The following is a 13,491-nucleotide window of genomic DNA, read 5'->3' as shown; positions in this document are numbered from 1 at the left end:
CCGGACGGCCCTCAGTCGCCGCGCGAGATCCAGTTCCGTCCGTACGGGAGCGGCCCGGCAGGGGTGTCCGGGGCCGACAACGGCAAGCGCACCTCGAAGCGCGCGCCCCGCGCGCCGGGCGCCGCCCCGACGGCGACCGTGCCCCCGTGCAGCGCCACCTGCTGGGCGACCAGCGTCAGCCCGAGCCCGGAACCGGGGCTCCCCGGACGGTGGTGGAAGCGCCGGAAGACCGCCTCGCGATCCCCGGGCGGGACACCCGGCCCCGCGTCGTCCACCGTCAGGACCGCGTGACCGCCCTCCGCGCGCAGCCGCACCGCGACCTCGGGCGGCTCGTCCGGCAGGCGCCCGTGGGTCACGGCATTGCCCAGGAGGTTGTCGAGCAGGATGCGCAGCCCGGCCTCCCAACCCCGTACCCGCAACTCGGCGGGGACCTCGGCGCGCAGCCGCGCCTCGGGACTGCGCCGGCCGGCCTCGCCCACCGCCACGTCCACCAGCTCCGCCAAGTCGAGCGGAGCGAACGCGGACGCCTCCACCAGGTCGCCCCGGGCCAGCATCCGCAGCGCCGTCAACAGCTCCAGCAGCCGTGCGTGGTCGGCCTGGAGGTCCCGGACCACCTCGGCCCGTTCGGCGGGGGAGAGGTCGGGGTGGGCCGCCAGAACGTCCAGGTCCGTCCGCATGCTCATCAGCGGTGTGCGCAGCTCGTGCGAGGCGGCGGAGGAGAACGAGCGGGCGGTCTCCAGCGCCTGCGCCGTCCGGGCCGCCTGCTCGTCGTAACGGGCCAGCAACTGGCCGATGGCGAAGGACAGTTCGTCCACCTCGGTGATGTTCACCGGCGCCGTGGCGAAGGCCGCCGCGCCCGCCCGCGGGTCGAGCGTGGCGGCCCGGCGGCTCAACCGCCGTACGGAGGCGGTGGCGCGCCCGGCCAGGCCGTACGCGATCAACCCGGACACCGGGGCCGACAGCAGTGCGACGAGCAGGACCCGGCCGCGCACGGCGACGAGTTGCGGGTCGGCGGCGGAGGCCGGGGTGACCAGCCAGAGCGTGCCCGGCGCCGCCCCGCTCACCTGGACGGCGAGCACCCGCCAGGCATGCCCCTTGGCGCGGACCGTGACGGGTCCCTCCGGCGTCCGCGCGGGCAGCCGCGCCGGATCGGAGAGCTGCGGGCCGCCCTCCAGGACGACGGTCCCGTCCGCGGCCAGCACCCTGATCCCCGCGTCGAGGGCGTCTCCGAGGACCTTGCGGTGCTGGTTCTGCTCCACCTTCGGTCGGCCCTTCAGCTCGGCCGACAGCAGCGTCCTGACATCGGGGAGGACGGCGGAGGCCCGGTCCCGCAACCGGGCGTCCTGCTGTTGGTGCAGGTCACGGGTGACCAGCCCGAGCACGAGCAGACCCGCCGCGAGCACCAGCAGGGGTACCACCACGGTCACCGAGAGCGCGATGCGGGTGGCGAGCTTCACGGCCGATCCCGATCGTCCGGAACGCGCAGGACGAAGCCGACGCCGCGCACCGTGTGGATCATCCGCGGCCGGCCGCCCTCCTCCAGCTTGCGCCGGAGGTAGCTGACGAAGGTGTCGACGGCGTCGGTGCGCACCTCGAAGTCGTAGCCCCACACACGGTCCAGCAGCGTGTCGCGGGTGAGGACGATCCCGGTGTTCCGCACGAACTGCACCAGAAGTTCGAACTCCCGCCTCGTCAGGCGTACTTCGGCTTCGCCGTGGCGCACCTGCCGGGTCGCCTCGTCCACTGCCAGGGGCCCGGCCCGCAGCACGCCCGAGGGGGCGTGGGCCGGCCGGCGCCGCAGCAGGGCGTGCAGCCGCAGCACCAGTTCCTCCAACGCGAACGGTTTCACCAGGTAGTCGTCGGCGCCGGCCTGCAAGCCGGCGACCCGGTCCGCCAGTTCGTCGAGCGCCGACAACATGAGGACGGGGGTCTCGTCACCCCGCTCCCGCAGGTCACGGCAGACCTCCGTTCCGGTCAAGCCGGGCATGGACACGTCCAAGACCACGACGTCCGGGTTCCGGTCGGCCAGCAGCCGCAGCGCGCACGGACCGTCCTCGGCGAGGAGCACCGTGAAGCCGCTCAGTCGCAGCCCGCGCTCCAGCGAGCGACGGATGGCGGCGTCGTCGTCCGCCACCAGCACCAGCCCATGGGACGTCCCACCGGTCACCCCGCTCACCTCCTGTCGGGCCCGACCCTCTCACGCCCCCGGCCGGACCCGGAAGCCGGGCCCGCGAACGGTCCCCGGGCCCGGTCCCGCACCCCGGGTCCAGGCCCGCGGCCCCCACCGCGGCGGACCGGGGGTTCGGGGCCGGATCGGCAGCCGGCCGCGGGCCGCACCCGACTCGCTCGGCTCCCGCGCCTTCACGGCGTCCGGTAGGTCGAACCCTCCCCGAGCCGCGCCCGCGGGCGGCCCCCAGCGGCCGTACCGCCGCCGGTGAAGACGAACGGGCCCGTTGTCGACGAGCTCGCGTCGCCTCCCGGTACGAGGCGGCGGCGCTCTTCCACGCGGTCGCACAAGGAGCCGGCCGGGCGGGCCCGGACTGCCGCCATGGCGCGACCCGACACGCGGGCACTGGGGCGGACCCGGGGCCTCCCGCCCCCGCGAGGACGCACGAGGGCGTGGGCGGAGCTCGTCGGGGCCGGTTGCGCGCCGGGGCCGGGCCATGCGCCTGGAACCGGCGCCCTACTGGCCGGCGTACGAGCCGGAGACCGGGCCGAGGTTCGTGACCCGGCGCTTTCCGTCAGCGTCGAGACGCACGACTCGACGGCCGGCCCGGACCCGCGCCGCGACGACCAGGGCGACGACGAGGGGCGGTGGACGGCGAACGGCTCGGCCCGACCCGACCTCGGCGGAGCCCTCGACCGAGACCTGGGCCTGTGCCCCCTCACCCAGACCGTGCCCGTGCTCCGGCACGGCTCCCACCGGCGGCCCGACGCCGTCGCGGGTACCTGCCCGATGGCCAGGGTCGGCGTGCCGGACCTCGTACGACGGCTTCCGCGGTGACGTCACCTTCGACGCCTACGGCCTGTTCGTGGACTACCCGCGGCTCGCCGCCGCCATACGAGCTCCACGGCCCCGACCCCACGGCCCCCGGGCCCGGGGTGCCGGCCGTGCGATGGCCGGTCCGGGGCCGCCGGGCCACCATGGAGGTGCACCCTTCGCGGCGGACCACACCCCCCGGGAGAACGCCATGGCGCACCACGACGCGGCCCCCGCGGACGTCCTGGTGGCCGGAGCCGGACCGGTCGGCCTGTCGGCCGCCGCCGAGCTCCGTCGCCGAGGGACCCCGTGCCGCATCGTCGACCGGCTCCCGGCCAGGCTCCCCTACGCGAAGGCCGTCGGCATCCAGCCCCGCACCCTGGAGCTCTGGGACCGGATGGGCCTCGTCCAGGCCGTCCTCGACGTCGCCATACCGATGCGCGGGCAGCTCATGTACGAGAACGGCGGCGCGAAGGCGCGCATCGAGCTGGCGCTGCCCCCCGAGGTGCCGTACGGCTTCGCCGCCCTCCCGCAGTACGAGACCGAGCGCGTCCTGGAGGAGTACCTGAACCGGTTCGGGACCGAGATCGAACGCGAGACCGAACTGGTCTCCTTCACCCAGGACGCCACGGGCGTGACCAGCCTGCTGCGGACGCCCCACGGCGAGGAGGAGGTCCGTACGCGCTTCCTCGTCGGCTGCGACGGCGCGCACAGTGTCGTGCGCAAGGGCCTCGGACTGACCTTCGAAGGGGGCGCCCTGCCCGACGAGTACATGCTGGCCGACGTGGAGGTCGACTGGGACATGCCCTACGGGTACGGCGTGCGCAGCGAGCACCGGAACCCCGACGGCGCCGTGGACGACATCCTGGTGTGCATCCCGCTGCCGGGCGAACACCGCTACCGCGTGTCCATGCTGGTGCCGCCGGACCTGTCCACCTCCGGGCACCCCGGCGGCGGCGAGGTGGCGCACGGTCTGGAGGGCGGCCGGGCGCCCGAGCTGACGCACGTACAGGACGTGCTGGACCGGCTGTCGCCGCAGCCCACCACCGCGTCCGCGCTGCGCTGGTCCTCCGTGTTCCGGATCAGCCACCGGCTGGTGAACCGGTACGGGCGGGGCCGGGTCTTCGTCGCCGGGGACGCCGCGCACATCCATCCGCCGACCGGCGCCCAGGGCATGAACACCGGGATCCAGGACGCCTGGAACCTGGCGTGGAAGCTCGCCCTGGCCGTCGAGGGCGCCGCCGACCCGGAGCTCCCCGCGAGTTACGACGCGGAGCGCCGCCCCGTCGGCGAGGAGGTCGTCGGGCGCACCGTCCGACACGCCGCCGAGGGCATGCACGCCGGCCGCGGGGACCCGATGAGCGTGCTGCGTCGCGAGGCGCAACTGCTCGTGGGCTACCCGGACAGCCCCCTCGTGCAGCCGGCGGAGCCCGACTCCGGCCCGGGCCCGCGGCCCGGCGACCGCGCGCCCGACTGCGGTGGGCTCCTCACCGCCGTCGCGACGTACCCGCTGCGCCTGTTCGACGTGCTGCGCGGCCGCGAACACACCCTGGTGCTCTACGGCCGGGGGCCCGAGGTGCCCGATCTCGCGCACGTCACCGCGGTCGTACACGAGTTGGCGCCCGACCGGGTGAACATCTGCGCGGTGCTCACCACCACCGACGCGGGCAGGGCGGCCCCCTTCCCCGTCTACCGCGACTCGGCGGGCGAGTTCGCCCGGTCGTACGGGGTGGGGGAGGAGTCCGCGGCCTTCGTCGTGCGGCCCGACGGCTACCTGGGAGCCCGCCTGTGCCCGCCGGCCGGACCCGGCCTCGGCTCGTACCTCTCACGCGTCTTCGCCCCGTAGGACGCTCCGGACCGGGCACGGTCCGGCCGGGGCCCGGCCCGGAAGGAGACCCGAGAATGCGACGACGTCCCCGCGCCGCCGTCCTCGCGGCGGTCACCGCCGCGCTGAGCCTCTGTGCGGGGCCGGCCGCCGGCGCCCGGCCGCCGCCCCCCGCCCCTTCCGCGGACGGGGGCGACACCGTGCAACACGTCGACGTCGGCGGCGGGCGCACCATGTACCTGCACTGCCGGGGCACGGGTACGCCGACGGTCGTCCTGGTGTCGGGCCTGCACGAATCGTCCGACAGTTGGACGCTGACCGACACCGCCCCGCCCGTGCCCGGGGCGCCGGCCGTCTTCCCCGGCGTGGCGGCGTTCACCAGGGTGTGCCTGTACGACAGGCCCGGCACCCTGCGCTACACCGATCCGCCCACGCTCACCACCCGCAGCAGCCCGGAGACCGGCGTCCGCGAACTCCCCGACGCGGTGCGCGACCTCGACCGCGTCCTGACGGTGGGCCGGGTCCCGGGACCGTACGTACTGGTGGGCCACTCCTACGGCGGCATGATCACCCTGCTGTACGCCAAGCGGCACCCGGACCGGGCCCGCGGCCTCGTCCTCGTCGACGCCCTCGCCCCGGCCCTGAGACGGGAACTCGGCGCCTCCTGGTCCGAGTACGTGAGCGCGCTGCGCCGGCCGGGCACCCCGTACGACGGCGATCCGGCGTTCGAACAGGTCGATGTCGACGGAGCGGTGACGGCCGTCGACCGGGCCGGTCCGCTGCCGCGCGTCCCGCTCGCGGTCCTCAGCAAGACACGGCCGTTCGCCGCGCCCGCCTCGATGTCGAAGCAGCTCCTGGCCCGGCTGGAGGCGGCCTGGCCCAAAGCCCAGCAGTCGCTGGTCGCACTGGCGCCGCAGACCCCGCACCTGCTCGCCACGGGCAGCGACCACTACGTCCAGCTCCACGACCCGGACCTCACGATCGCCGCGGTCCGCCTCGTCGTGGAACGCGCCCCCGCCGGCTGACGGGACCGGCTTCGCCGTCGGTGGGACCGGCTTCGTCCGTCAGTAGTACCGGCGCATGATCTCCGTCGCCCAGGCCGGTTGGCGGGTGGCGCCCCGGGGGCCGAACTCGCTCATGTAGGGCTTGATGTCGAGCACGGGCGTACCGTCCACCGCGTCGAGACCCCGCACGTGGACATCGAGCCCCTCGACGCCCAGCAGTCGGCAGCGGGAGACCCCGAGCCGGTTGGGGCGGTTCTTGCCGCGCTGGGCGAAGATGCCGACCAGTGGCCAGTCGGTGTTGCCGCGCGGGTGCCGTGCCCCGGCCTCGACCTTCTCGGGCGGAACCCGGTCGAAGTGGTAGACGACCTCCAGGTGCGAGAAGGAGTCGAGCCCGGCGAGCGCCTCCGGCCCGAACCGTTCGTCCAGCCGGATCACCGCCGACACGTCCTCCCAGGCGTCGTCGTGGACCTCGGTCCGGCCGCCGACGACCCGGCCGACCGGATCGCAGACCACCTCGGCCGGAGCGCTGTTCTCAACCACGTGACACGCCTTCCTGGGGGCGGGAACGATCACCGGACACCCTACGTCCGAACCGGCGCGCGGCCAACGGATGTTCGTCAAGCTCCGACGGCTGCCGCCGCTCCGTCCGGCCCCGGCCCCTCACCCGGCGCGGCCCCGCGCCAGCTCCCGGTTGAACTGGGCCCCCGCCAGCAGCGCGAGGTTGGCGAACCACAGCCAGACGACGAAGACGATGACCCCCGCCAGGGAGCCGTAGAGCCGGCCGTAGGTGTTCAGCTGCGTGTACAGGGTGAAGACCAACGACGCGCCGAGCCACAGGACCGCCGCCAGTACACCGCCCGGCAGTCCGCGCCGGGTGCCGCGGGTTCCCGTCGGTCCGGTACGGAAGAGGATCAGGATGAGCAGCGTGACCACACCGAGGAGGACCGGCCACCGCAGGACGGTCAGGCTCCCCACGTCGACTCCGGCTGCCGTGGCGAGCCGGTGGGCGAGCGGACCGGAGGCGACCAGACCCACGGCGCCGACCACGAGGAGCAGCAGGAGCAGGGACGCGGTGATGAGCAGCGTGTGCGCCGCGCGCAGCGGCGGGCGGGTGTCGGGGACGCGGTGCATCGTGTGCAGGGCCCGGCGGAACACGGCGAGGTAACTGCATGCGGACCACAGCGCGCTCACCACGCCGCCGAAGGCCAGGGTCCATACCGAGGTGTGGGCCGCCGACAGACCGTTCAGCGCGTCCTGGAGCACCTGGGCGGACTGGGGAGGGGCGTAGGAGGTGAGCTCCGCCACGAGGCGCTGCCGCGTCGCGTCCCCGAGCAGCCCCACCAGGGAGACGGCGACCACGAGCGCGGGCAGCAGCGCGAGCAGGCCGTAGTAGGTGAGGGCCGCCGCGGAGTCCGCGACGTTGTCGTGCCAGAGCCGTACGGCCGTACCGCGCAGCGCGCCGCGGGCACGCGCCGCGATCGCCGCGGCGGGGGCCGGCCCACGGCGCCCTTCGGTGTGCGGAGTCGTTGTCACAGCGCGCTCGTGCCCCTCAGGCCCGGGCGCATGCGCCCGGGCGCGTCGTGTGCCCCCACATCGCGCGCACGGGCCGGAAGGGGCCTCGCGCGGGGGATCGTCCCGCTTACGAGAAGCTCGACCACATCGGCCTGCGGGGCTTGGTGAAGTACTCCGCGTCCTTGGGTCGGGCCGGGTCGTGCCCGACGGGACGGGGAGCCGGTTCCAGGTGGGGTATGTACTTCGAACAGTGTATGTACGCCTCTTCGACCGTGAGGTGGACCCACAGGTGGGGGCTGCGCCCGGGCGCGACGTCGGTGGGCAGGCCCGGGTGGACGCGGCGCAGTTCCGCGTCGTCGCACAGCCGGGCGACGCCGTTGACGTGCAGTCCCACGTGGTGGTGGGTGAAGTCCACGAAGAGCATGCCCAGGTGGGGGTTCTCGCTCATGTTGCCCGCGCTGGCGAGCACACCGTTGCCGCGGAACTCGGGGTAGGCGAGGGTGTGTTCGTCGATGACGTGGACGAATCCGGGCGGCCCGGCGCGGAAACTGGCGTCGCACTCCCCGTGGGAGTCGGCGGTCGCCAGGAAGACCATGGTCTGGCGGCCGATGAACTCCCGCATCTCGGACGTGAGGTGGGGGCGCACCTGCTGGTCGTAGAAGCGGGCGGCGCGCTCGGCCGTACCCAGGTGCTGCTGGAGCCGGTGCTCACCGGCCGAACCGAACGACGGTGGAGGGAAGATCACGGGACTTCTCCTGGGGAGGGGAACGGGGAAGCGGTTCAGCGAGCGGAAAGGACGGGCGTCTCGAACGGGTCGTGATGGATGCGGTCGGGCAACGTACCGTGGCGGGTGAGCGTCTCGCCGGCAGATGCCACCATTGCCGCCGGTCCGCTGAGGAACACGTCGTGCTGGTACCACGGTCCGTACTCGGCCAGTACCTCCGGCAGCGACCCCCGGATGCCGGGGACGTGCTCGTGGGAGACGGCGCCCCTGAGGGTCAGCCAGTGGTGCTTCTGGGCCATCCGCAGCATGGCGTCGACCCCGTACAGCTCGGCTCCGGTGCGGGCGCCGAGGAACAGGTCCACCTGATGGCGTCCCCCGCGCCGGGCCACTTCCTCGATGAGGGCGCGGATCGGGGCGAGGCCCGTACCGCCGGCGACGCAGAGCAGGTCGGTGTGGACCGCCGCGTCCAGGACCATGTCGCCCATCGGGGGGCCCAGCCGCAGTACGTCGCCGACCGCGGCACGGTGCACCAACGCGTTGCTGACCGCGCCACCGGGCACCGCGCGGACGTGGAAGGTGAGCGTGCCGTCCACGCGCGGCGCGTTGGCGGGGGAGTAGTAGCGCCACAGCTTCGGCCACCACGGAGTCTCCATGCTCACGTACTGCCCGGCCTGGTAGTCGTAGGGCGTGTGGGGGCGCACGGTGATCTCGGCGATGCCGTGCCCGCGCGCGACGCGGTGCACCACCGTGGCGGGCCAGACGGCGGGTCGCAGGGCCTCGTCCTCCTCGGCGGCGCCGATCATGACCTGTGAGACCACGCCGTACGCCTTGGTCCAGGCGTCGGCGACGTCCTGCGTCCAGGCCGGGCCCGCGTAACGGGCGAGGGAGGCCAGGAGGCACTCGCCCACCGCCGGGAAGTGCGCGGCGACGGTGCCGAACTTGCGGTGGTCGCGGCCGAGGTGGCCACAGAAGCGGACCAGGTTCTCGGGGTCGTCGACCACGTCCACGATGTGCAGGAGCGCGCGCAGCAGGCGGCCGCGCTGGGCGTCCATCCCGGGCGGGAACATGGGCCGCACCTCGGGGTACCGGGAGAAGAGGATCGCGTAGAAGTAGACCGTCATCTCTTCGGCCACGGGCGCGACCATCGACGCCGACGTCTTGATCAGGTGTATCTCGTGATCGGACAGAGGCGCTTGCGGGGGCGGCGACGCCGCCTCGCCGGGTACGGGGGAGTACTGGCCTTCTTCCGCGGGCTGTCTGTCGGGTGCACTGCCGGGGCGGCCGATCCGGAACTTCAACGGACCAGCGCTCCTCCGCTCGCCCTACCGGCCGGCCCGGGCCGGGTGTAACGGTGGACGCCCTCCCTTGAGTCGGCGGGCTCCGGGGTCGCGCCGGGGCCGGAACCTTCACCACATCTCCATATCGAGTGCGGGCAGGGGGTGTAGTGGCGGGAGTGCATGGATCCTCATCGGGTAGGCGTGCCTGGTCAACCAAGCGGACGTAGTAGTTCCGACCGCACATGATCCTCGTTCGGATGATCGACCAAGGGAAGGGGTGCATCCGCTAGAACTCACCCCGGGTTCTTGTCGCATTGCCCCGGCTGGTCGTGAGGTATGCGCGAGGAACCCGACGAATGATTTCGGCCATCCGTCGAGCCGGCCGGCGGTTCGGGCCGTTCGGACACGATCTCCGGCTCCAAACCCTCGGCGGGCGTGGTCCGGTCGCGCCCCACCTCCACCCGCCAGGCCTCGAAGGCCAAGGTGGTCGCCGTGACCACGGCCACACCGAGCAGCCAGCCCCCCACCACATCGCTGACCCAGTGCACCCCCAGGGCCACGCGCGTGTAGCCCACGCCGACGACCGAGACCACCGCGAGGGCCCACGGAAGCGGACGCCAGGCACGCGGCACCAGCGGCAGCAGGACCAACAGCAGAACGGCACACGAGGTGGTGGCCGTCATGGCGTGACCGGAAGGGAAGGAGAACCCGGGCGCGTGCGAGACGGGGTCCGGCAGGTGGGGTCGGGTCCGCTCGACCACGTTCTTCACCAGCAGACCCAGCAGGCCGCCGGCGGTCGCGGTGACCGTCGCCCAGATCGCCAGGCGCACCGCCCCGCGCAGCAGGAGCCACACCACCAGCGCGGCCACCAGCAGACGCATGGTCACCGGGTCCCACACCACGTGCGTGAGGAAATCGAGCACCCGCACCCAGGCGGGGTGCTCCAGCGCCGTACGGTGCAGCCGCTCGGCAGTGCCCTGGTCCAGCCTGTGCAACGGCGCCCACTGGGACTCCACCAGCACCAGGGCGAGCGCGAAGGGCACGGACGCCAGCGCGGTGGCGGCCACCGTCGTGACCAGCCGCACACCGAACCGCGCGTCTGGGCCGAAGCGGCCGGACAGGAGGCGGGCCACGGCTCGCCGGGGACGGGTGGAGCGTCGTGCCATGGTCTTCGTGTTTCCTCTCGGTGGTTTCTTCGGTTCGGCCGCGGTGCCCGACAGGGGCACGGTGTCAGACGCCGGGGTCCTCGGAGACCGGTTCGCTCACCCCGGCCCTCACGGCCTCCAGTTGGGCGGCGAACGCCAGGCCCAGGAAGAGGGCCATCGAGGTGAGGTAGGACCACAGCAGCAGCGAGACGAACGCGCTGAGGGGCCCGTACACGGTGGCGAAGGAGCCGCCCGCCCCCACGTACAGGCCCAACCCCCACGTCGCCACCAGCCAGAGCACCAGATAGACCGCGGCGCCGAAGGCCAGCCAGGTGTAGCCGGGCTGGGTGCGGCGGGGGGAGAGACGGAAGATGGCGCTGGTGGCGAGGATCGCCAACAACACCCCGATCGGCCGGCGCAGCAGGTCCCACGCGTGGACCGTGTCGGGGCCGAGGTGGTAGACCTCCGCCACGGCCCGGCTCAGCTCCGCCCCGAGCACGGTGACCGCGAAGCTGAGCCCCAGGGGCAGCCCGGCCAGCACGGACATCACCAGCCCGCGGGTGTACTTGGCCAGGAACGGCCGATCGCGTTCCGTCCCGTATATGCGGTTGGCCCCGCGCTCGACCTGGCACAGGCTCGTGGTCACGTTCACGACGGAGAACAGCAGGCCGAGCCAGAGGGCGACCTGGCTGCCGTCCCCGGCCCGGTGGTGACTCTGCGCCAGCGCGTCGTCCACGACGTCCTGGCTCGGCCCGCTCGCGAGTCGGCGGATCGTCAGCTCCGCCACCCGCCCGATGCCCTCGGTGTGCAGTACGCCCGACAGGCCGATGAGGGCGATGGCGAGCGGGACGATCGACAGGACCGTCTGGAGGGCCAGCGCCCTGGAGTGGCTGAATCCGTCGGCGTACCGGAACCGGATGAACGAGTCCCGTACGAGGCTCCAGCCCCCGTACCGGCGCAGCGTCGACCACGCCTCCTCCGCGGACAGCTCCTCGCCCTCCACTTCCGGTGCGGTCTGAACGACCGCCACCTCGTCGCGTTGCGGTACCCGCGTCGCCGTGCCCATGTGCGTAACCCCCTGTGTCGACCGATGCGCTGCGAGGTCGGCTTCAGCCGCCGACGGTGAACGGGGCCTGTTCGGTCGTCGCCTCGGGTGCCTCGGGCGCCTCGACGGCCCGGGGCCGCGGCGGCAGACAGATCCGCAGCGCGCCCGGCTCGACCTCGGCCGTCAGCCGGGTTCCGGAGCCCACGAGATCGCCGTCGAGCTCGCGCGGTTGCGGCTTCGCGAAGCGGATCTCGACGCGCGCCGCGCTGAAGTACTCCAGCGCGCCGCCGGCCACCGCCCCCCGTGCCCCGCCCGGAGTCCGGGCCGCCCGGCCCGGCAGCATGTGCGAGCCGAGATGCCCCGCGGCGGCGAGCCAGCCGCGGGCGCCCCTGGGGTCGAGCAACACCACCTCCAGACGCCCGCTGTCGGGGCGGGCGTCGGGCAGCAGCGGCAACCCGCCCTGCAAGGTGCCGACATTGCCGATGACGACCATCCGCGCCCGCCGCTCCCGCACGGGACCCGAGTCCACCCGGATCGACAGGCGCATCCGCGGGTCCCCGAGGTGGCGGACCGCCGAGAGGACGTACGCGGCCCAGCCCAGACGCTCCTTCGCCCGCTCCGACGCGTCCGCCACCATCGCGGCGTCGAAGCCGGCTCCCGCCATCACCGTGAACCGGGCGGGGTCCAGTCCGTCACCCCACACCCGGGCCAGGTCGATCCGGGCGGTCTCCCCCGACAGGGCGGCCTCCAAGGCGGTGGCCGGATCGGAGGGGAGGCGCAGGTTGCGCGCGAGCAGGTTGCCGGTGCCGCACGGGACGACCGCGAGGGGGACACCGGTGCCCGACAGCAGGTCGGCGCAGGCGCGTACGGTGCCGTCACCGCCGCAGACCACGACCAGCGCCGTCTCCGCCTCGGCGATCCGCCCGGCGAGAGCGCCGGCCGGCCGCTCGGCGGACGTCGACGTCCACACCTGATCGACGTAGCCGTGGCGGCCCAGGACGGCGCGCACGCGCTCGGCCCGCTCGGCGCCGCAGCCGAGCGGGTGACGCACCACCACGGCCCGCCGCCCACCGGCGGGACCGGCCGGCGCACCGTCCGGTTCGTCGCCCGTACTGCCCCCGTACGGGGTTCGGGCCGAGGGAAGCGGCTCCGCGCGCACCTCGCCGACCGCTTCCGGTCGACGAGGCAGCAACAACGCGTGCGTCACGACCAACAGCGTGCAGGCCCCGTTGAGCAGTCCGCCCACGACATCGGACGGGTGGTGCATGCCCCGGTACACCCGCGAGCACGCCACGGCCACCGGGATCAGCAGGAGGACCGCGACCGCGACGTACCGCACCCACCGCCGGCCGTCGCGCAGGCGGACGGCCACCAGGACGGCCAAGCCCCCGAACAGCGCCACGGAGGCGCCCACGTGCCCGGAGGGAAAACTGGAGGTGGGCGGCGCGGCGTCCAGGTGCGGTACGTCGGGACGCGGCCGCTCCACGACCAGCGTCACCAACAGGAACACCGCCGACTGGGCGGCGACGGCCACGGCCGGGAAGAGGGCCTCCCGCAGCCGCCGCCCCCGCGACACGGCCAGGAGGGTGACGACGGCCAGGAGGGTCAGGGCGATGACGCTCCGCGTGCCGGCCAGCAGGGACAACCACGCGGAGAGCGGCGTGGCGAAGCCGCCGCGGTGCGCGGCCAGGGCGCGGTTGACGCCGTCCTCCGCCGCCAACGGCCACTGGTCCGCCAGAGGCCCCGTCACCAGCAGCCCCACGCCCATCATCAGGGCCGCCTGAACCGGCAGGAACAACAGTACGGAAGGGCGACCGGGCCGTACGGCCGCGCCGGGTGCGGGTCTCATTGCCGCCGTGTTACCCGCGACGGCCCGCTCATGCGCGTTCCGCGGCCATCAGGTGGACATCCCTCGGCGGGGGCTCGACGCGCCGGCGTCGGCGGTGCCCACGCGCCGGGACACGTCGCCCCGTGTCCCG

12 protein-coding genes are annotated in these 13,491 nt (G+C 74.0%); 3 read left to right on the top strand and 9 right to left on the bottom strand.

Going from position 1 to position 13,491, the window contains the following annotated elements:
• Positions 1–11 precede the first annotated feature (11 nt).
• A complete protein-coding gene (locus ACV7NM_RS03265; RefSeq protein ID WP_463408796.1) occupies positions 12–1,457 on the bottom strand; it encodes a sensor histidine kinase in 1,446 nt (481 codons plus the stop codon).
• Complete coding sequence (locus tag ACV7NM_RS03260) at positions 1,454–2,167, bottom strand: response regulator transcription factor (RefSeq protein ID WP_463408795.1); 714 nt, start codon at positions 2,165–2,167, stop codon at positions 1,454–1,456. Before ACV7NM_RS03260 ends, ACV7NM_RS03265 begins: the two co-directional genes overlap by 4 nt.
• Positions 2,168–2,548: 381 nt before the next feature.
• Here ACV7NM_RS03260 and ACV7NM_RS03255 point away from each other — a divergent pair, with 381 nt between their 5' ends.
• From ACV7NM_RS03255 to ACV7NM_RS03245, 3 genes are all read left to right on the top strand, one after another.
• A complete protein-coding gene (locus ACV7NM_RS03255) occupies positions 2,549–3,004 on the top strand; it encodes a putative glycolipid-binding domain-containing protein (RefSeq protein ID WP_463408794.1) in 456 nt (151 codons plus the stop codon).
• Between the two features lie 187 nt (positions 3,005–3,191).
• Complete coding sequence (locus tag ACV7NM_RS03250; RefSeq protein WP_463408793.1) at positions 3,192–4,826, top strand: FAD-dependent monooxygenase; 1,635 nt, start codon at positions 3,192–3,194, stop codon at positions 4,824–4,826.
• 56 nt (positions 4,827–4,882) lie between these two features.
• The gene (locus ACV7NM_RS03245) at positions 4,883–5,830 is read left to right on the top strand and encodes an alpha/beta fold hydrolase (protein WP_463408792.1); all 948 of its coding nucleotides are present in this window, start codon (positions 4,883–4,885) and stop codon (positions 5,828–5,830) included.
• A 39-nt stretch (positions 5,831–5,869) separates the two neighbouring features.
• Here ACV7NM_RS03245 and ACV7NM_RS03240 read toward each other — a convergent pair whose 3' ends face one another.
• The 7 genes from ACV7NM_RS03240 to ACV7NM_RS03210 all read right to left on the bottom strand — a co-directional run bounded on the left by ACV7NM_RS03240 (position 5,870) and on the right by ACV7NM_RS03210 (position 13,361).
• On the bottom strand, positions 5,870–6,349 hold the full coding sequence (locus ACV7NM_RS03240; RefSeq protein WP_463408791.1) for an SAM-dependent methyltransferase: 480 nt from the start codon (positions 6,347–6,349) through the stop codon (positions 5,870–5,872).
• Positions 6,350–6,469: 120 nt separating this feature from the next.
• The gene (locus tag ACV7NM_RS03235; RefSeq protein ID WP_463408790.1) at positions 6,470–7,342 is read right to left on the bottom strand and encodes a YihY/virulence factor BrkB family protein; all 873 of its coding nucleotides are present in this window, start codon (positions 7,340–7,342) and stop codon (positions 6,470–6,472) included.
• Between the two features lie 106 nt (positions 7,343–7,448).
• Entirely contained in the window at positions 7,449–8,066 is a 618-nt protein-coding gene (locus ACV7NM_RS03230) for a pyridoxamine 5'-phosphate oxidase family protein (protein ID WP_463408789.1), read from the bottom strand.
• 35 nt (positions 8,067–8,101) lie between these two features.
• Positions 8,102–9,178 (bottom strand): globin domain-containing protein, encoded by a 1,077-nt coding sequence (locus ACV7NM_RS03225; RefSeq protein WP_463408788.1) that lies wholly within the window; start codon positions 9,176–9,178, stop codon positions 8,102–8,104.
• 437 nt (positions 9,179–9,615) lie between these two features.
• The gene (locus ACV7NM_RS03220) at positions 9,616–10,488 is read right to left on the bottom strand and encodes a phosphatase PAP2 family protein (RefSeq protein WP_463408787.1); all 873 of its coding nucleotides are present in this window, start codon (positions 10,486–10,488) and stop codon (positions 9,616–9,618) included.
• 64 nt (positions 10,489–10,552) lie between these two features.
• The gene (locus ACV7NM_RS03215) at positions 10,553–11,533 is read right to left on the bottom strand and encodes a YihY/virulence factor BrkB family protein (protein ID WP_463408786.1); all 981 of its coding nucleotides are present in this window, start codon (positions 11,531–11,533) and stop codon (positions 10,553–10,555) included.
• Positions 11,534–11,576: 43 nt separating this feature from the next.
• Positions 11,577–13,361 carry a bifunctional phosphatase PAP2/diacylglycerol kinase family protein gene (locus ACV7NM_RS03210; protein ID WP_463408785.1) on the bottom strand — a complete coding sequence of 595 codons (1,785 nt, stop codon included), beginning with the start codon at positions 13,359–13,361 and terminating at the stop codon, positions 11,577–11,579.
• Between the last annotated feature and the right edge of the window lie 130 nt (positions 13,362–13,491).

It is taken from the genome of Streptomyces sp. Tek67B01 (genome assembly GCF_055231995.1).
Note: the sequence above shows the minus strand (reverse complement) of the source record. Positions and strands in the feature narration are given on the sequence as shown.